Below are 18,547 nucleotides of genomic sequence, written 5' to 3'. Positions count from 1 at the left end.
CCCCCGGTCCCGAACGGCGGGTTCGGGACCGGGGGCTTCGGTGATGCGGAACGGGTCGGCGTCAGGCGCCGAGGTGCCGCTCCACCGTCTCGACCTTCGCGGTCAGACCGTCGGTGACACCGGGCCGGATGTCGGCCTTGAGTACCACCGAGACGCGCGGCGCCCGCGCCTCCACGGCGGCCACGGCGCGCTTCACGACGTCCATGACCTCGTCCCACTCGCCCTCGATGGACGTGAACATGGCATCCGTACGGTTCGGCAGCCCGGACTCGCGGACGACCCGGACGGCGTCGGCGACGTACTCGCCGACCTCCTCCCCCACACCCAGCGGGGTCACGGAGAACGCGACGATCACGCCTTCACCGCGCCCTCGGCCGCCGCGGCGCGGGCGCGGGAGGCGATGACCGCGTTCTCGGCCTCGCGCTTCAGCTTCCGCTCGGCGTAGAAGCCGCCCAGGGGCAGCACCGAGAGGACGAAGTACAGCGCGGCGGTCCCGAAGCTCCACTTGGTGCGGTTCCAGGCGTCGAGCCAGAAGAGGACGTAGAGGATGAACAGCACGCCGTGGATCGCGCCCATGACCGGCACCGCGTTGAAGTCCGTCGTCCGCTTGAGCACCGAGCAGAGCAGCAGGAGCAGGAACGAGACGGCCTCCGGCGCGGAGACGAGACGGAGCCGGTGGAGGGAGGAAGCGGTCTTGAGGTCCACGGAGGGGGTCACCTTCGTTCGATCTTGTGAACGGATGCACAAGGGCCCGACCATTGTGCACGGAGACTTTGCTGTTCCTTTGACCGGGTCCCCAGTACCTTCCTCGGGTGGCAACGTTCCGACTCCAGGGCAGCAGGGTGCTCGCCGTCTCCATGACCGGCGACGCCGTCAAGGCGAAGAACGGCTCGATGGTCGCCTACGACGGCCAGATGGCGTTCAAGAAGATGAGCGGCGGCGGTGAGGGCCTGCGCGGCATGGTGACCCGCCGGCTCACGGGTGAGCAGATGGAGGTGATGGAGGTGCGCGGCCAGGGGACCTGCTGGTTCGCCGACCGGGCCGCCGAGATCAACCTCGTCTCGCTGCACGGCGAGAAGCTGTGGGTGGAGGCGAGCAACCTCCTGTGCACGGACGCGGGTCTGCGGACCGGCACGACCTTCACGGGCCTGCGCGGCGGCGCGACCGGCAACGGCCTCTTCACCACGACGGTGGAGGGCACGGGCCAGGCGGCGATCATGTCCGACGGCCCGGCGGTGGTGCTGCGGGTGACCCCGCAGTACCCGCTCCAGGTCGACCCGGGCGCGTACATCGCACACCAGGGCAACCTCCAGCAGCACCTCCAGACCGGGGTGAACTTCCGCACACTGATGGGCGAGGGCGGCGGCGAGGCCTTCCAGATCCGCTTCGAGGGGGACGGCCTGGTGTACGTCCAGCCGAGCGAGCGGAACACGATCGGGGGCGACGTCTGATGCCGTTCCGTGAGATCAACTCGAAGATGGTCGAGGCGACCCTCGTCCCCGGCCGGCGGATGTTCAGCCAGCGCGGCGCGATGCTCGCGTACCGCGGCGACGTCAGTTTCACGCCGAACATCGCGGGCGGCCAGGGCGGCCTGATGTCGATGATCGGCCGCCGGGTGGCCGGCGAGGCGACCCCGCTGATGACGGTCGAGGGCAGCGGCACGGTGATGTTCGGGCACGGCGGCCACCACATCCAGGTGATCGCGATGACCGGCGACACCCTGTACGTGGAGGCCGACCGGCTGCTGGCCTTCGACGGCACCCTGGAGCAGGGCACGATGTTCATGGGCTCGCAGGGCGGGGTCATGGGCATGGTCCGCGGCCAGGTGACCGGCCAGGGCCTCTTCACGACGACCCTCAAGGGCCACGGCTCGGTGGCCGTGATGGCGCACGGCGGCGTGATCGAACTGCCGATCTCCCCGGGCCGCCCGGTCCATGTGGACCCGCAGGCGTACGTGGCCCACCACGGCGACGTACGGAACAAGCTGTCCACCGCGCTCGGCTGGCGCGACATGGTGGGCCGCGGCTCGGGCGAGGCCTTCCAGCTGGAGCTGAGCGGCAGCGGCGCGGTGTACGTCCAGGCCTCGGAGGAGAAGCTGTGAGCACGCCGACATGGGGCATCCCCGGGTCCCCTGGGCCCCAGGGGGTCCACGATCCGACGACGCTGCCGTCGGACGACAACGTGAACCCGTACACCTTCTGCGTGGAGCTCAAGGGCTCCCAGTGGTTCCTGCAGAAGGGCAAGATGATCGCCTACTACGGGCGGATCGAGTTCAACGGCATCGGGCACGGGCGGCTCGACCGGCTGGTGCGCACCTCCTTCCACTCGCCGCTGCACGCGAGCGACTGGGTGGTCGCGGAGGGCAGCGGGAAGATGCTGCTCGCGGACCGGTCCTTCGACGTGAACTCCTTCGACCTGGACGAGGGCAACCTGACGATCCGTTCGGGCAACCTCCTCGCCTACCAGCCCACGCTGGCGCTCAAGCAGTCGATCGTGCCGGGTTTCGTGACGCTGATCGGCACCGGAAAGTTCGTGGCGGCGTCGAACGGCCCGGTGGTCTTCATGGAGCCGCCGATGCGGGTGGACCCGCAGGCGCTGGTGGGCTGGGCGGACTGCCCCTCCCCCTGCCACCACTACGACCACGGCTACATGACGGGCGTGATGGGCGGCGTCCGGGCGCTGACGGGCATCGGGGGCACCTCGGGCGAGGAGCACCAGTTCGAGTTCGTGGGCGCGGGCACGGTCCTGCTCCAGTCGACGGAACTGCTGATGGCGGACCGGGCGATCGGCGCGCCCCCGGCCCAGGCGGGTGTCCCCGGCGGACAGGGGGCGCACGGTTCCGGCCAGGGCATGCCGGGCTCGGTACCGCGCCTTCCCGGCCAGCTCGGTGACCTCCAGCGGCGCTTCGGTCTGTGAGCGGTAGTCTGCGGAGTGTGACGTCCCCGAACGCCCGCTCCCAGGCTTCGTCAAGTATTCAACTTCTTAGGTAGAATCCACATATGGAGACCGAGACCGCCACCCCGTGGCTCACCGACGCCGAGCAGTGTGCGTGGCGCACGTTCCTGGACGTCCAGAGAATGCTGACGTACCAGCTGGAGCGGGACCTCCAGCCCTTCGGACTGACGATGAACGACTACGAGATCCTCGTGAACCTCTCGGAGTCGGCGGAGCGGCGGCTGCGCATGAGCGATCTCGCCGCGGCCACCCTCCAGTCGAAGAGCCGGCTCTCGCACCAGATCACCCGCATGGAGAACGCGGGGCTCGTACGGCGCGAGAACTGCGAGTCCGACCGGCGCGGGCTCTACGCCGTCCTCACCGACGCGGGCATGGAGACCATGCACAAGGTCGCCCCGCACCACGTCGAGTCCGTGCGCAAGCACTTCATCGACCAGATCGGCGGGGAGGCGCTCGGCGACCTCCACGAGTCGCTCAAGCCCGTCGCCGAGCAGCTGCGCGGACGGCGCGGCAAGCCGTGACCCGACCCGCGACCTGACATACACGGGTACGCGAGAAGGGCCTCTCCGGGACGACCGGAGAGGCCCTTCTCGTACGTACGGGGGATCAGTTTCCGGTCAGGCTCGCGACCAGTTCGTCGGAGGCCGCGTACGGGTCCAGGCCACCCGCCACGATCCGCTCGGCCAGCGCGTCCAGCCGCCGGTCGCCGTGCAGATCCCCGATCCGCTCGCGCAGGGCGGTGACCGCGATGGTCTCCACCTCGCGCGCGGCACGGGCCCGGCGGCGCTCCGCCAGGACCCCGTGCTCCTCCATCCAGGCGCGGTGCTTCTCCAGCGCCTCCACGACCTCGTCGATGCCCTCGCCGCGCGCCGCGACCGTCTTGACGATCGGCGGCCGCCAGTCGCCCGCGGCCCGCGCCTCACCGAGGCCCAGCATGTGGTTGAGCTCGCGCGCGGTGGCGTCCGCGCCGTCCCGGTCGGCCTTGTTCACCACGTACACGTCGCCGATCTCCAGGATGCCCGCCTTCGCGGCCTGGATGCCGTCGCCCATGCCCGGCGCGAGCAGCACGACCGAGGTGTCGGCCTGGGAGGCGATCTCGACCTCCGACTGCCCGACGCCGACCGTCTCCACGAGGATCACCTCGCAGCCGGCCGCGTCCAGGACGCGGATGGCCTGCGGGGCGGACCAGGCGAGCCCGCCGAGGTGGCCTCGGGTCGCCATCGAGCGGATGTAGACACCCGGGTCGGAGGCGTGCTCCGACATCCGGACCCGGTCACCGAGCAGCGCGCCCCCGCTGAACGGCGAGGACGGGTCGACGGCGAGCACGCCGACGCGCTTGCCGGCCCGCCGGTAGGCGGAGACCAGCGCCGAGGTCGACGTGGACTTGCCGACGCCGGGCGAGCCGGTCAGGCCCACCACGTACGCGCCGCCGGTGAGCGGCGCCAGCGCCGCCATGACCTCGCGCAGCTGCGGGGACGCCCCCTCCACGAGCGAGATCAGCCGGGCCACGGCCCGCGGCCTGCCCTCCCGTGCCTGGGTGACCAGTGCGGGGACGTCCACCATGTGCGTTGCTCCTCAGGGTCCGGAACTACTTGCCGTTGCCGGGCACGCGGACGATCAGCGCGTCGCCCTGACCGCCGCCGCCGCACAGGGCCGCCGCGCCGATGCCGCCGCCGCGCCGCTTGAGCTCGAGGGCGAGGTGCAGCACGACACGGGCGCCGGACATGCCGATCGGGTGGCCGAGGGCGATGGCGCCGCCGTTGACGTTCACCTTCTCGGGGGTAACGCCGAGGTCCTTCATTGACTGGACGGCGACCGCGGCGAAGGCCTCGTTGATCTCGATCAGGTCGAGGTCCTCGACGCCCAGGCCGTCCTTCTTGAGGGCGTGCAGGATCGCGTTGGACGGCTGCGACTGGAGCGAGTTGTCCGGGCCCGCGACGTTGCCGTGGGCGCCGATCTCGGCGATCCACTCCAGGCCCAGTTCCTCGGCCTTGGCCTTGCTCATCACGACGACGGCGGCGGCGCCGTCGGAGATCTGCGAGGAGGTGCCGGCGGTGATCGTGCCGTCCTTGGCGAAGGCCGGACGGAGCTTGCCGAGGGACTCGGCGGTGGTCTCCGCGCGGATGCCCTCGTCCTTGGCGAAGATCACCGGGTCGCCCTTGCGCTGCGGGATCTCGACCGGGGTGATCTCGGCCTCGAAGATGCCGTTCTTCTGGGCGGCGGCGGCGCGCTGGTGCGACAGCGCGGCGATCTCGTCCTGCTCGGGGCGCTTGATGCCGAGGCGGGTGTTGTGCTTCTCGGTGGACTCGCCCATCGCGATGTTCTCGAAGGCGTCGGTGAGGCCGTCGTACGCCATGGCGTCGAGCATCTCGATGGCACCGTACTTGAAGCCCTCGCGGGACTTCGGCAGCAGGTGCGGGGCGTTGGTCATCGACTCCTGGCCGCCGGCGACCACGATGTCGAACTCGCCGGCGCGGATCAGCTGGTCGGCGAGCGCGATGGCGTCGAGACCCGAGAGACACACCTTGTTGATGGTGAGCGCGGGGACGTTCATGGGGATGCCGGCCTTGACCGCGGCCTGGCGGGCGGGGATCTGCCCGGCGCCCGCCTGGAGCACCTGGCCCATGATCACGTACTGCACCTGGTCGCCGCCGATGCCGGCCCGGTCGAGGGCGGCCTTGATCGCGAAACCGCCCAGCTCCGCGCCCGAGAAGGACTTGAGCGAGCCGAGCAGGCGGCCCATGGGCGTGCGGGCGCCCGCGACGATCACTGAGGTGGTACCGGTCGTTCCAGACATGAGGCACGGCCCCTTGGGATGAGAGGTGAACGAGGGTTTACCGCCAATGTACTGAGGGGCGCCGCGCGCGGTCACCGGGCAGCCGGTGTGACGGCGCGCACGTTGCGTAACCACCTTCCTGGCGCTGCACTGGAGGAATGCTGACGCGAATCGACCACATCGGGATCGCCTGTTTCGACCTGGACAAGACCGTCGAGTTCTACCGTGCCACGTACGGTTTCGAGGTCTTCCACTCCGAGGTCAACGAGGAACAGGGCGTCCGCGAGGCCATGCTCAAGATCAACGGGACCTCGGACGGCGGGGCCTCGTACCTCCAGCTCCTGGAGCCGACCCGGGAGGACTCGGCGGTGGGCAAGTGGCTCGCCAAGAACGGCGAGGGCGTGCACCACATCGCGTTCGGCACGGCCGATGTCGACGGCGACGCCGAGGCCATCCGCGGCAAGGGCGTCCGGGTCCTCTACGACGAGCCGCGGATCGGCTCGATGGGCTCCCGGATCACCTTCCTCCACCCCAAGGACTGCCACGGGGTGCTCACCGAACTGGTCACCTCCGCCGAGCCGTCCGCTGACCACTCCTCAGCGGAGCACTGACCTCCGGATTCCTGGCCCGGTAGAGTGGGCGGCTCCGGGCCGGGGCCGGTCGGGGCCGCCCGTGCGGCATCGCAGTCGGGATGTCGGGGTCGTCCGATCTGCCACGATTCCCCGGGGGTCCGTCCTCGGCCGTGAGGGCGTTCTCGCAGGAGTTGCGACCAGGGTTGGGGTATCCCCTGCTCGAAGAGCTCGGGGAAGGATGGGACCGCGCAGTGCGGGGCTACGAACGCCAGGAGAGCCACCGAGCTGAAGACGACCATCTCGCCAGGTTCGAAGCCGAGATGGACCGGCTGAAGACCGAACGCGAGAAGGCCGTCCAGCACGCCGAGGATCTCGGTTACCAGGTCGAGGTCTTGCGCGCCAAGCTCCACGAGGCGCGCCGCACCATCGCGTCCCGGCCCGCGTACGACAGCGCCGACATCGGCTACCAGTCCGAGCAGCTGCTGCGGAACGCGCAGGCGCAGGCCGAGCAGCTCCGCCAGGACGCCGAGCGCGAGCTGCGCGACGCCCGCGCCCAGACACAGCGCATCCTCCAGGAGCACGCCGAGCACCAGGCCCGCCTCCAGGCCGAGCTGCACAACGAGGCCGTGCAGCGCCGCCAGCAGCTGGACCAGGAGCTCAACGAGCGCCGGCAGACCGTCGAGGCGCACGTCAACGAGAACGTCGCCTGGGCCGAGCAGCTCCGCGCCCGTACGGAGTCCCAGGCCCGCCGGCTGATGGAGGAGTCCCGGGCGGAGGCCGAGCAGTCGCTGGCCGCCGCCCGCGCCGAGGCCACCCGGCTCGCCGAGGAGACCAGCCGCCGGGCCGGCGCCGAGGCCGAAGCGGCCCGCGCCGAGGCGGAAGCGATTCTGCTGCGCGCCCGCAAGGACGCCGAGCGGCTCATCGGCGCCGCGTCCAGCCAGGCGCAGGAGGCCACCAGCCACGCCGAGCAGCTGCGCTCGACCACCACCGCCGAGACCGACCAGGCCCGCCGCCAGGCCACCGAACTCTCCCGCGCCGCCGAGCAGCGCATGCAGGAGGCCGAGGAGAAGCTGCGGGTCGCCCGCGCCGAGGCCGAGAAGGCCCTCACCGAGGCCAAGGACTCCGCCGCCAGGCAGCTCGCGAACGCCGAGTCGGTCAACGAGCAGCGCACCCGTACCGCGAAGGCCGAGATCGCCCGGCTCGTCGGCGAGGCCACCAAGGACACCGAGGCCCTCAAGGCCGAGGCCGAGGAGAAGCTGCGCGAGGCGACCGCCGAGGCGGAGAAGCTCGTCACCGAGGCCTCCGAGAAGGCCGCCACGGCCGCCGCCGAGGACTCCGCCGCCGCGCTCGCCAAGGCCGCCCGCAGCGCCGAGGAGATCCTCACCAAGGCGGCCGAGGACGCCCGGGAGACCACCCGCAAGGCCTCCGAGGAGGCCGAGCGGGTCCGCCGCGAGGCCGAGACCGAGGCCGACCGGCTGCGCGCCGAGGCCGGGGACAAGGCCGACGAGCTGCTCGGTTCGGCGAAGGACGACACCAAGGAGTACCGGGCCAAGACGGTCGAGCTCCAGGAGGAGGCCCGGCGGCTGCGCGGCGAGGCCGAGCAGCTGCGCGCCGAGGCCATCGACGAGGGCGAGCGGATCCGCGGTGAGGCCCGGCGCGAGGCCCTCCAGCAGATCGAGGAGGCCGCCGGGACCGCCGAGGAGCTGCTCACCAAGGCCCGTACGGACGCCGAGGAGCTGCGGACCAAGGCCGGCGCCGAGAGCGAGCGGGTCAAGTCGGAGGCGATGGAGCGCGCCCAGACGCTCCGAACCCAGGCCGAGGAGACCCTTGAGCGCACCCGCGCCGAGGCCGAGCGGCTGCGGACCGAGGCCGAGGAGCAGGCCGAGTCGGTGAAGGGGGCGGCCGAGGAGGCCGCCGCCGGGCTGCGCGCGGACGCCGAGCGGGCCGCCGAGGCCCGTCGCGCGGAGGCCGCCGAGGAGCTGACCCGGCTGCACACCGACGCCGAGGCGAAGGTCGCCGCCGCCGGGGAGGAGCTCACCGACGCGCGTGCCGAGGGCGAGCTGATCCGGCGCGAGGCCGCCGAGGAGACGGAGCGGCTGCGGACCGAGGCCGCCGAGCGGGTCCGCAACCTCCAGGAGCAGGCGGAGCAGGAGGCCGAGCGGCTGCGCGCCGAGGCCGCGTCGGACGCGTCGACCACGCGTACGGAGGCCGAGGCCGCGGCGGTACGGCTGCGCACCGAGGCCGCCGCCGAGTCCGAGCGGCTGCGGTCGGAGGCCCAGGAGACCGCCGACCGGGTGCGGGCCGAGGCCGCCGCCGCCGCCGAGCGGGTCGCCGCCGAGGCGGCCGAGGCGCTGGCCGCCGCGCAGGAGGAGGCCGTCCGGCGCCGCCGGGAGGCGGACGAGACCCTGGAGTCGGCCCGTTCCGAGGCCGGCCGGGAGCGCGAGCACGCCCGCGAGCAGTCCGAGGAACTCCTCGCCGCCGCCCGCAAGCGCGTCGAGGACGCGCAGGCCGAGGCGCAGCGCCTGGTCGAGGAGGCGGACACCCGCGCGACCGAGATGGTCACCGCGGCCGAGCAGACCGCCCAGGAGGTACGGGACTCGGTGGCGGGTCTGCGCGAGCAGGCCGAGGAGGAGATCGCCGGGCTGCGCAGCGCCGCCGAGCACGCGGCGGAGCGGACGCGGTCCGAGGCGCAGGAGGAGGCGGACCGGGTCCGCTCCGACGCGCACGAGGAGCGGGAGCGGGCGTCGGAGGACGCCGGCCGCATCCGGGCGCGGGTGCAGGAGGAGACGGAGGCCGCGAAGGCGCTGGCCGAGCGGACCGTCACGGACGCCATCGCCGAGGCGGAGAAGCTGCGGGCGGACACCGCCGAGTACGCGCAGCGGGTACGGACCGAGGCGACGGACTCGCTCGCCTCGGCCGAGCAGGACGCGGCCCGGACGCGGGCGGACGCGCGGGAGGACGCGAACCGGATCCGTTCGGAGGCGGCCGAGCGCGCCGAGTCGGCGGTCGGTGAGGCCCGTACGGAGGCGGAGCGGATCGCCGCCGAGGCGGAGCAGGTCCTCGACGAGGCACGCAAGGCCGCCGACAAGCGACGCAGCGACGCCGCCGAGCAGGCCGACGCGCTCATCGCGGAGGCCGCCGGCGAGGCCGAGCGGATCGCCCGCGAGTCGACCGCCGAGGCCGAGCGGCTGACCGCCGAGGCGGTCGAGCTGATGGAGACCGCCGAGCAGGACGCCCTGCGGCTCCGCACCGAGGCCGAACAGGTCAAGGCCGACGGGGAGGCGCACGCGGAGGCGCTGCGGGCGGCGGCGGTCGCGGACGGCGAGCAGGTCCTCGACGAGGCGCGCAAGGCCGCCGTCAAGCGACGCAGCGACGCCGCCGAGCAGGCCGACGCGCTGATCGCGGAGGCCACCGGCGAGGCCGAGCGGATCGCCCGCGAGTCGACCGCCGAGGCCGAGCGGCTGACCGCCGAGGCGGTCGAGCTGATGGAGACCGCCGAGCAGGACGCCCTGCGGCTCCGCACCGAGGCCGAACAGGTCAAGACCGACGGGGAAGCGCACGCGCAGGCCCTGCGGAACGCGGCCCTCGCGGACGGCGAGCAGGTCCTCGACGAGGCACGCAAGGCCGCCGACAAGCGACGCAGCGACGCCGCCGAGCAGGCCGACGCACTCATCGCGGAGGCCACCACCGAGGCCGAGCGGATCGCCCGTGAGTCGACGGCCGAGGCCGAGCGGGTCACCCGTGAGGCGGGCGAGCTCGCGGACGCCGTCACGGCGGACGCCCGTGCCGAGGCGGAGGCCACCGTGGGCTCCGCGCGGCAGGAGGCGGAGCGGATCCGTACCGAGTCGGAGCGGCTCGGGGCGGCGGCCGAGGCGGCGGCCGAGCAGATGCGCTCGGAGGCCCGCGAGGAGGCGGACCGGACGCTCGACGAGGCCCGTGAGGCCGGCGCGCGGAAGCGTTCGGACGCGGCGGAGCAGGCGGACCAGCTCGTCGCCAAGGCCCAGGAGGAGGCGCTGCGCGCCACCACCGAGGCCGAGACGCAGGCCGACACGATGGTCGGCGCGGCCCGCAAGGAGGCCGAGCGGATCGTGGCCGAGGCGACCGTCGAGGGCAACTCGCTGGTGGAGAAGGCCCGTACGGACGCGGACGAGCTGCTGGTCGGGGCGCGCAGCGACGCGACGGCCATAAGGGACCGGGCCGAGGAGCTGCGGGGCCGCATCGAGGGCGAGATCGAGGACCTGCACGAGCGGGCCCGCCGTGAGAGCGCCGAGCAGATGAGGACGGCCGGCGAGCGGGTCGACAACCTCGTGAAGGCCGCGACGGAGCAGCGCGCCGAGGCGGAGGAGAAGGCCAAGAAGCTGGTGTCCGAGGCGAGTTCGGAGGCGAGCAAGGTACGGATCGCCGCCGTGCGGAAGGCCGAGGCACTCCTCAAGGAGGCCGAGCAGAAGAAGGCCTCGCTCGTCGCGGAGGCGGAGGGCATCAAGGCCGAGGCCGAGCGCATCCGGGCGGAGGCGCTGGCCGAGGCGGAGACGACCGTCGCCGAGGGGCAGCGCGAGCTGGAGGTGCTCGTGCGGCGCCGCAAGGACATCAATGCCGAGATCTCCCGTGTCCAGGACGTGCTGGAGGCGTTGGAGTCTTTCGAGACTCCGTCGGCCGGTGCGAAGTCCCCGGGAGCGGTGGGTGCCAAGGCGGGCGCGTCAGCGGGTTCCACCCGTTCGGGTGGCAAGCCCCAGGACGGCTAGCCACTCAAAAGGCTGGACATTCTCCAGATCAAACGGGCATACGCTCGATGACACGCCGCTTCGGCCCCTAGGATTCCCTCTAACACCTCACCGGTCTCATTCGACAGGAAACCCATGAGCGACACATCCTCCCCCTTCGGCTTCGAGCTCGTGCGGCGCGGTTACGACCGCGGTCAGGTGGACGACCGCATTACCAAGCTCGTGTCCGACCGCGACAGCGCCCTGTCCCGCATCACCTCCCTGGAGAAGCGGATCGAGGAGCTCCACCTCGAGACGCAGAACGCCCAGGCCCAGGTCACCGACGCCGAGCCGTCGTACGCGGGGCTCGGCGCCCGGGTCGAGAAGATCCTCCGGCTCGCCGAGGAGGAGGCGAAGGACCTGCGTGAGGAGGCCCGTCGCGCCGCCGAGCAGCACCGTGAGCTGGCCGAGTCGGCCGCCCAGCAGGTGCGCAACGACGCGGAGTCGTTCGCGGCCGAGCGCAAGGCGAAGTCCGAGGACGAGGGCGTCCGGATCGTCGAGAAGGCGCAGGGCGAGGCCAACACGCTGCGCGCCGAGGCGCAGAAGGACGCGCAGTCGAAGCGCGAGGAGGCGGACGCCCTCTTCGAGGAGACCCGCGCCAAGGCCGCCCAGGCCGCCGCGGACTTCGAGACCAACCTGGCGAAGCGCCGCGAGCAGTCGGAGCGGGACCTGGCCTCCCGTCAGGCGAAGGCCGAGAAGCGTCTCGCGGAGATCGAGCACCGCGCGGAGCAGCTCCGCCTGGAGGCCGAGAAGCTGCGCACGGACGCGGAGCGCCGCGCCCGTCAGACGGTGGAGACGGCGCAGCGCCAGGCCGAGGACATCGTGGCCGACGCGAACGCCAAGGCCGACCGGATCCGCTCGGAGTCGGAGCGCGAGCTCGCGGCGCTGACGAACCGCCGCGACTCGATCAACGCGCAGCTGACCAACGTCCGCGAGATGCTGGCGACGCTGACCGGTGCCGCGGTGGCGGCGGCCGGCTCGCCGATCGACGACGAGCGCGCGGCCGGTGTCCCGGCCCAGCAGTCCCGCTGAGGCGTCGCTCTGACGCCGCGCCGGTAACGACTGCGTAGCGTTGCCCGAACCCCTCGTCATTCCGGTGGCGGGGGGTTTTGCGCGCCCGTAGGTTGGTACGCATGATCGAGCTTGAGGGCCTGACCAAGCGCTACGGGGCGAAGACCGCGGTCGACCATCTCTCCTTCCAGGTGCGTCCTGGTGTGGTCACCGGCTTCCTCGGGCCGAACGGGGCGGGCAAGTCGACGACGATGCGGATGATGCTCGACCTGGACAACCCGACGAGCGGGACGGTCCGGATCGACGGCAAGCACTACCGGGACCTCGCGGAGCCACTGAAGTACATCGGGGCGCTGCTCGACGCCAAGGCGATGAACGGCGGCCGTTCGGCGTACAACAACCTGCTGTGTCTGGCGCAGTCGAACCGCATCCCGGAGCGCCGGGTGGCCGAGGTGCTGGACCTGGTGGGTCTGACGCCGGTGGCGCGGAAGAAGTCGAAGGGGTTCTCCCTCGGGATGGGGCAGCGGCTGGGCATCGCGTCCGCGCTGCTCGGTGATCCCGAGATCCTGATGTTCGACGAACCGGTCAATGGTCTGGACCCCGAGGGAATTCACTGGATCCGCAATCTGATGAAGGCGTTGGCGGCGGAGGGCCGGACGATCTTCGTTTCCAGTCATCTGATGAGTGAAATGGCCCTGACAGCCGATCATCTGATCGTGATCGGCCAGGGAAAGCTGCTGGCGGACACGTCGATGGCGGATTTCATCCAGCAGAATTCCCGGAGTTTCGTACGGCTGCGGTCCCCGCAGCAGGAGCGGCTCAGGGACGTGCTGCACGCCAACGGGTTCGTCGCGGTCGAGGCGGGCAACGGGACCCTGGAGGTGGACGGGGCGACCACCGAGAAGCTGGGCGAACTGGCGGCCGGCAGCGGTCTCGTGCTGCACGAGCTGAGCTCCCAGCGGGCCTCGCTCGAAGAGGCCTTCATGCAGATGACGGCCGGTGCGGTGGAGTACCACTCGCACGGCACCGATGTACACGGCGGCGCCCCGGCGCCCGGCCCCCAGTGGGGCAAGACCTCCCAGGGAGCCTGAACGATGGCAGCGGCAACAGCGGTCCTGCAGTCCGAGTGGACCAAGATCCGGACGGTGTCGTCGACCGTCTGGACGCTGGCGAGCGCCCTGCTCGTCACGGTGGCGATGGGCGCGGCGCTGTGCGCCCTGATGAACTCCACCTTCAACGACCTCAAGGGCGCCGAGCAGGCGACCTTCGACCCGACCCTGATCAGCTTCTCCGGGATGATCCTGGGTCAGCTGGCGATGGTGGTCTTCGGCGTCCTGGTGGTGGGGACCGAGTACTCCTCCGGCATGATCCGCACCTCGCTGGCGGCCGTGCCGCAGCGCGCGACTTTCCTCTTCTCGAAGATCGCGGTCGCGGGCGGGCTCGCGCTCCTGGTGGGCCTGGTGACGAGCTTCCTCTCCTTCTTCCTGGGGCAGGCCCTGCTCGGCGAGCACCGGGCCTCGATCAGCGACGACAACGTCCTGCGGGCGGTGGTGGGCGCCGGGCTGTACATGGGCCTGATCGCGCTGTTCTCGATGGGTGTGGCGGCGATGCTGCGCTCGTCGATGCTGTCGCTGGGCATCCTGGTGCCGTTCTTCTTCCTGGTCTCGCAGATCCTGTCGGCGGTCCCGAAGGCCAAGGAGGTCGCCCGCTACTTCCCGGACCAGGCGGGCGCGAAGATCATGCAGGTCGTCCCGGACGCCATGAACACGCAGGAGGCTCCGTACGGCCCGTGGGGCGGGCTCGGGATCATGGTGATCTGGGTGGTGGCGGCGCTGCTGGGCGGCTATGTGGTGCTGAAGAGGCGGGACGCCTGATCCGGTCGGTCCTCCCCCCGGATCCCCCGCGGGTTCTCCCCCGATCCCCTGGGGGAGAACCCTGAGGTTCCCCCAGGGACTGCCCGGAGGTCGTCTCCGCTTCGCCGGAACCGTCAATGGCTGGATAAGCTCCTAGCTCATACGGGGGGCTCCGGCCTTCGGCCGCCACGCCCCGACATGGATGTGACCGACCTGTCGATGGGGCTGGAGAATGATCGAGGCAGTCGGCCTGACGAAGCGCTACGGCGCCAAAACGGCCGTGTACAACCTTTCCTTCCAGGTGAGGCCCGGTGTCGTCACCGGGTTCCTGGGGCCCAACGGGTCCGGCAAGTCGACCACCATGCGGATGATCCTGGGGCTCGACCGGCCCACCGCGGGGCATGTGACGATCGGCGGCCACCCCTTCCGGCAGCTGCCGAACGCGCCCCGGCAGGTCGGCGCGCTGCTGGACGCCAAGGCCGTGCACGGCGGGCGGAGCGCGCGCAGCCATCTGCTGTCGCTCGCGCAGCTCGCCGGCATCCCGGCGCAGCGCGTCGACGAGGTCCTCGGTGTCGTCGGCCTCCAGGACGTGGCCAGGCGGCGCTCCAAGGGCTTCTCGCTCGGCATGGGCCAGCGGCTGGGCATCGCGGCGGCGCTCCTGGGCGACCCGCAGGTGCTGCTCTTCGACGAGCCCGTGAACGGTCTGGACCCCGAGGGCATCCTCTGGGTCCGCAACCTGATGAAGAAGCTGGCCGCCGAGGGGCGGACCGTCTTCGTCTCCAGCCACCTCATGAGCGAGATGGCACTGACCGCCGAGCACCTGATCGTGATCGGCCGCGGCCAGCTCCTCGCGGACATGAGCGTCACGGACTTCATCTCGGCGAACTCCGCGGACTTCGCCCGGGTGCGGACCCCCGAGACCTCTCCGGCGCAGCGGGAGAAGCTGACGGCGGCGCTGATGGAGGCCGGCGGGCAGGTCCTCTCCGAGCCGGACGGCGCGCTCCGCGTGACGGGGCTGCCGCTGCCGAGGATCAGCGACCTGGCGCACGGCGCGGACGTACGGCTGTGGGAGCTGTCCCCGCACCAGGCCTCCCTGGAAGAGGCGTACATGCGCCTGACCCAGGGCGCGGTGGACTACCGCTCGACCGACGACCGGCTCGCGCACCTCCAGCCGCCGCTGCAGCCCGGCCACCCGGGATACGGGACGCCGCAGCAGCAGCCGGTGGTGCAGGAGGTGCCGCAGCAGGGCTGGTACGCCCCGCCGCCGCCCGGACAGAACCCGTACGCGGGAGCGCCCGGCCAGCCGCCCGCCCCCGGTCCGTACGCCGCTCCGGCCGCCGTGCCGCCGGGCCCCCAGCAGTCGAGCCCCGCCCAGCCGAGCGACACCACCAAGGACGCCCGATGACCGCCCCCGCACCGCACCACGCCCCGGCGCCGCCGTACAAGAACTACGTCTCCCCCATCCCGGTCCGCAGGGCGCACCTCGGTGACGCCCTCACCTCCGAGTGGACGAAGATCCGCTCGGTGCGCTCGACGCTGTGGACGCTCGGGGTGATGGTCCTGCTGATGCTGACCATCGGCCTGGGCGTCGCGGCCGTCGCGACGAACTCCGGGGAGTCGATGGGTGAGGAGTCGGCGCTCACCTTCGGCTTCTTCGGGATGCTGCCGGCCTCGATCTGTGTGATCACCCTCGGGGTGCTGACGATCGCCTCCGAGTACGGCACCGGCATGATCCGTACGACCCTGACGGCCTGCCCGAGCCGGGCGCGGGTGCTCACGGCGAAGGCGATCGTCTTCTTCCTGCTGGTCTTCACGGTCACCACCGTGGTCGCCACCCTGGTGGCGGTCGTGCAGGTCGCCCTCGTGGACGGGGCGGCCGAGCCGACGGGGTCCGAGTGGCTGCGGGCGACGGTCGGCGCGGGCGCCTACCTGGCCGTGCTGGGGCTGCTCTCGCTGGCGCTCGGCACGCTCATCCGGCACTCGGCCGGCGCGATCACGGTGATGATCGGCCTGCTGCTGCTGCCGCTGGTGGCGGCGCTGTTCATGTTCAGCGAGACGCTGCGCTCGGTGCAGGAGTTCCTGTTCACCTACGCGATCCCCTCGCAGATGATCGCGCTGTACGGCGACACTCCCCCGTTCGGGGACAGCGGCCCGGCGGGCTGGGAGCCGCTGCTGATCATGACGGCGGTCGCGGGGGCCGCCCTGGCCGGTGCGTACGCCGTGCTGAACAGCCGGGACGTGTAGGCCGCGGCGGGTACGGCCCCGGTGCCCCCGGCACCCCGGCTCAGTACCTCGGCGCGTTACGGGACCGCTGCACCCTGCTGGTGCGGCGGTCCTTCGCGTTCCAGCAGGCCTTGTGCCAGTGGCGCCGGTCGTCCACTCCGCCGTACTCCGGCCAGGCGACCACGTGCGGGGCGCCGCCGGGGATCTCCTGGTCGCAACCGGGGCAGCGGTAGCGCTTGCCGGGCGAGCTGGCTCCGGCGACGAGGCGGACGTACCACTCCTCGCCCTGCCAGGTCTCACTGCGTTGCGCGCCGCCGTACCGGTCGCCGTTGTCGCCCTGCTGTTCGGGCTTCTCGCCGCCTCGGGAACGGTTGTGGCGCGGGGACACGGGCACACCTCACGGGGTCTGGGAACACGGACCGTTCGTTCAAGCCTACGGGCCGCGACGCGGTGCCCCGGGCCCGCCGAAGGACGGCTTAGCCGAAAATCGCAAGAACTTCATGAACGGCCGTTGCCTTTGGCACGTGTCAGACGTTGGTGCCAGTGCGAGGGGAGATACGCGTCGGCCGCAAGGAGGCAGAAGGCGATGCGCGTGGGTACGTTCGTTCTGGCCGCCCAGTTCCCGGGTCAGGGGCAGGGAGAGGCCCTGCACCGGGCGGTGCGGACCGCCGAGGTCGCCGAGGAGGCGGGCCTCGACTCGGTCTGGCTGGCCGAGCACCACTTCGTGCCGTACGGGGTCTGTCCGTCGGCAGTGACCCTGGCCGCGCTGCTCCTCGGCCGCACCCGTCGGCTGCGGGTGGCCACGGCGGTGAGCGTGCTGCCGACCGTCCACCCGGTCGCCCTCGGCGAGCAGGCGGCGCTGCTGCACCTCACCTCGGGCGGCCGGTTCACCCTCGGGGTGGGCCGGGGCGGGCCCTGGGTGGACCTGGAGGTCTTCGGCGCGGGTCTCGGCGCGTACGAGAAGGGGTTCCCCGAATCCCTCGACCTGCTGCTGCGCTGGCTCGCCGAGCCGCGCGTGGGCGCCGAGGGAGAACGCTTCGCCTTCCGGGAGGTCCCGGTCGTGCCCCGCCCCGACGAGCTGATCGGCGGCGATCCGGCGCCGGAGGTCGTGGTGGCCTGCACCTCGCCGAGGAGTGTGCGGCTCGCCGCGGAGCGCGGGCTGCCGATGCTGCTGGGCATGCACTGCGGCGACGAGGACAAGACCGAGATGGTCGGGGCCTGGGCGCGCTGCGCGCGGGAGGCCGGGCGGGACCCGGACGAGATCGCGCGGATCGGCGGCCTGCACGTCTCGGCGGGGGTCGCGCAGCTCGCCGACCGGGGCGCGGACGCGGCCGAGGCACTCGTGAAGGCGATGCCGGGCTGGCTCAGGCAGGGCCTCGACGCGCATGTGACGGTCGACGGCCGGCACCGGGCGATGCGGGACCCCGTGGCGTACACGGAGCTGCTGTGCGGTCTGCACCCGGTGGGCACGCCACGGCGGGCGGCGGACCGGCTCGCGGCGACCGCCGAGCGCACGGGCATCACACGGTTCGCGCTGCTCGCGGAGGGCTCGGGCGACCTCGCGGCGACCGAGGAGAACGTCCGGCGGCTGGGCGCGGAGGTCCTGCCGCTGCTGGTGTGAGGGCGCTCGGGTCCGGGACTGTGCTGCCGCTCCGGTCCTGACCTGTGAGAGTGCTCCGGTCCGGGACTGTGCTGCCGCTCCGCACCTGTCGGTGCCGATGCGCGTCGGCTCACATCGATCGCGTTCAACCGCGATACGGAGCGGCAGCACCATGTCTCAGCAGTCGCGCAGTTCCGGCGACTGGTTCAGCAGCTGCCCCCGTACGGACGTGAAGCGGGCGAGCCGCTCGTCCACCGACGGGTCCAGCGGGAACACCGCCACCCGGTGGCAGTTCTGGAATGCGAGACGCACTCCGAAGTGCCGCTGCAGCGCACCACGAATGGCGTCGCTCGCGAGCGCGCGCAGCAGCTGACCACGTGCCTGCTCATTCGGCGGCGGCGTCTGGTTGTCGGCGAACTCTCCGCCGTCGACCTTCAGCTGGGCCACCAGAGAACTGATCATCTCCCATGCGAAGGGCAGGGAGGTCCGGACGCAGTCGACGAAGTCGGCTTCGTCGACCTCGCCTCGCTCGGCCTGTTCCAACAGAGCCGGTGAGACGTCGAGCGACATGGGTTCTCCTCTCGCGACCCCGCGGACGGGGTCTTGCGGGCAGGGACGAAGGCCGGCCGTACGCCACGCAGCGTGCACGGACGACGACCTCCAGCTTCCACGGTAAGCGCGCAGTCCTGCCCGCACCAGGAGATTGGGAACACAACCGGCTGATAACCGACGGGTGTTCGGCTCAGGATCACTGCCGGGCGGCCTCGGGCCGGTGCCCGAATCGCGCGGAAGAGCGC

18 protein-coding genes are annotated in these 18,547 nt (G+C 71.9%); 12 read left to right on the top strand and 6 right to left on the bottom strand.

All coding sequences use genetic code 11. The annotated features are described in order from the left end of the window. Window positions 1-61: 61 nt before the first annotated feature. Together V4Y03_RS23880 and V4Y03_RS23875 are read right to left on the bottom strand one after the other, a co-directional pair. Window positions 62-355 carry an MTH1187 family thiamine-binding protein gene (locus V4Y03_RS23880; protein WP_043219759.1) on the bottom strand — a complete coding sequence of 98 codons (294 nt, stop codon included), beginning with the start codon at window positions 353-355 and terminating at the stop codon, window positions 62-64. After that, on the bottom strand, window positions 352-705 hold the full coding sequence (locus V4Y03_RS23875) for a DUF3817 domain-containing protein (RefSeq protein WP_317876908.1): 354 nt from the start codon (window positions 703-705) through the stop codon (window positions 352-354). The genes V4Y03_RS23880 and V4Y03_RS23875 overlap by 4 nt, the downstream gene beginning before the upstream one ends. A 107-nt stretch (window positions 706-812) precedes the next feature. Here V4Y03_RS23875 and V4Y03_RS23870 point away from each other — a divergent pair, with 107 nt between their 5' ends. The 4 genes from V4Y03_RS23870 (at window position 813) to V4Y03_RS23855 (ending at window position 3,476) form a co-directional block, all read left to right on the top strand. Next, window positions 813-1,451 carry an AIM24 family protein gene (locus V4Y03_RS23870; RefSeq protein WP_317876909.1) on the top strand — a complete coding sequence of 213 codons (639 nt, stop codon included), beginning with the start codon at window positions 813-815 and terminating at the stop codon, window positions 1,449-1,451. After that, on the top strand, window positions 1,451-2,101 hold the full coding sequence (locus tag V4Y03_RS23865) for an AIM24 family protein (protein WP_317876910.1): 651 nt from the start codon (window positions 1,451-1,453) through the stop codon (window positions 2,099-2,101). Before V4Y03_RS23870 ends, V4Y03_RS23865 begins: the two co-directional genes overlap by 1 nt. Beyond that, on the top strand, window positions 2,098-2,916 hold the full coding sequence (locus V4Y03_RS23860) for an AIM24 family protein (RefSeq protein ID WP_317876911.1): 819 nt from the start codon (window positions 2,098-2,100) through the stop codon (window positions 2,914-2,916). Before V4Y03_RS23865 ends, V4Y03_RS23860 begins: the two co-directional genes overlap by 4 nt. An 83-nt stretch (window positions 2,917-2,999) precedes the next feature. Beyond that, window positions 3,000-3,476: a MarR family winged helix-turn-helix transcriptional regulator gene (locus V4Y03_RS23855; protein ID WP_332436235.1), complete on the top strand. Its 477-nt coding sequence runs from the start codon at window positions 3,000-3,002 to the stop codon at window positions 3,474-3,476. Window positions 3,477-3,561: 85 nt separating this feature from the next. On the opposite strand, the gene meaB is transcribed toward V4Y03_RS23855, so the two are convergent. Both meaB and V4Y03_RS23845 read right to left on the bottom strand, forming a co-directional pair. Beyond that, a complete protein-coding gene (gene meaB / locus V4Y03_RS23850; protein ID WP_317876913.1) occupies window positions 3,562-4,518 on the bottom strand; it encodes a methylmalonyl Co-A mutase-associated GTPase MeaB in 957 nt (318 codons plus the stop codon). A gap of 25 nt (window positions 4,519-4,543) precedes the next feature. Further along, window positions 4,544-5,752 (bottom strand): acetyl-CoA C-acetyltransferase, encoded by a 1,209-nt coding sequence (locus tag V4Y03_RS23845; protein ID WP_317876914.1) that lies wholly within the window; start codon window positions 5,750-5,752, stop codon window positions 4,544-4,546. 137 nt (window positions 5,753-5,889) lie between these two features. Here V4Y03_RS23845 and mce point away from each other — a divergent pair, with 137 nt between their 5' ends. From mce to V4Y03_RS23810, 7 genes are all read left to right on the top strand, one after another. Continuing rightward, the gene (gene mce, locus V4Y03_RS23840) at window positions 5,890-6,342 is read left to right on the top strand and encodes a methylmalonyl-CoA epimerase (protein WP_056567577.1); all 453 of its coding nucleotides are present in this window, start codon (window positions 5,890-5,892) and stop codon (window positions 6,340-6,342) included. 212 nt (window positions 6,343-6,554) lie between these two features. Continuing rightward, window positions 6,555-11,045 (top strand): polarized growth protein Scy, encoded by a 4,491-nt coding sequence (gene scy, locus V4Y03_RS23835; protein ID WP_332436234.1) that lies wholly within the window; start codon window positions 6,555-6,557, stop codon window positions 11,043-11,045. Window positions 11,046-11,159: 114 nt separating this feature from the next. Beyond that, window positions 11,160-12,095, top strand: a complete 936-nt coding sequence (locus V4Y03_RS23830; protein ID WP_317878003.1) for a cellulose-binding protein — start codon at window positions 11,160-11,162, stop codon at window positions 12,093-12,095. Window positions 12,096-12,196: 101 nt separating this feature from the next. Beyond that, window positions 12,197-13,165 carry an ABC transporter ATP-binding protein gene (locus V4Y03_RS23825; protein WP_317878004.1) on the top strand — a complete coding sequence of 323 codons (969 nt, stop codon included), beginning with the start codon at window positions 12,197-12,199 and terminating at the stop codon, window positions 13,163-13,165. Between the two features lie 3 nt (window positions 13,166-13,168). Next, complete coding sequence (locus V4Y03_RS23820; protein ID WP_317878005.1) at window positions 13,169-13,948, top strand: ABC transporter permease; 780 nt, start codon at window positions 13,169-13,171, stop codon at window positions 13,946-13,948. 211 nt (window positions 13,949-14,159) lie between these two features. Next, on the top strand, window positions 14,160-15,332 hold the full coding sequence (locus V4Y03_RS23815) for an ABC transporter ATP-binding protein (RefSeq protein WP_332436233.1): 1,173 nt from the start codon (window positions 14,160-14,162) through the stop codon (window positions 15,330-15,332). Beyond that, on the top strand, window positions 15,329-16,171 hold the full coding sequence (locus tag V4Y03_RS23810) for an ABC transporter permease (protein WP_332436232.1): 843 nt from the start codon (window positions 15,329-15,331) through the stop codon (window positions 16,169-16,171). The genes V4Y03_RS23815 and V4Y03_RS23810 overlap by 4 nt, the downstream gene beginning before the upstream one ends. Window positions 16,172-16,211: 40 nt before the next feature. Here V4Y03_RS23810 and V4Y03_RS23805 read toward each other — a convergent pair whose 3' ends face one another. Continuing rightward, complete coding sequence (locus V4Y03_RS23805) at window positions 16,212-16,538, bottom strand: ATP/GTP-binding protein (RefSeq protein WP_317878320.1); 327 nt, start codon at window positions 16,536-16,538, stop codon at window positions 16,212-16,214. Between the two features lie 198 nt (window positions 16,539-16,736). Here V4Y03_RS23805 and V4Y03_RS23800 point away from each other — a divergent pair, with 198 nt between their 5' ends. After that, a complete protein-coding gene (locus V4Y03_RS23800) occupies window positions 16,737-17,771 on the top strand; it encodes an LLM class flavin-dependent oxidoreductase (protein ID WP_332436231.1) in 1,035 nt (344 codons plus the stop codon). Between the two features lie 156 nt (window positions 17,772-17,927). On the opposite strand, the gene V4Y03_RS23795 is transcribed toward V4Y03_RS23800, so the two are convergent. Continuing rightward, window positions 17,928-18,320: an SCO5389 family protein gene (locus tag V4Y03_RS23795; protein ID WP_073808533.1), complete on the bottom strand. Its 393-nt coding sequence runs from the start codon at window positions 18,318-18,320 to the stop codon at window positions 17,928-17,930. Between the last annotated feature and the right edge of the window lie 227 nt (window positions 18,321-18,547).

The organism is Streptomyces sp. P9-A4 (assembly GCF_036634195.1).
Lineage (GTDB): Bacteria > Actinomycetota > Actinomycetes > Streptomycetales > Streptomycetaceae > Streptomyces.
The sequence above is the reverse complement of the archived record's forward strand: the minus strand, read 5'-3'. Positions and strand labels throughout refer to the sequence as shown.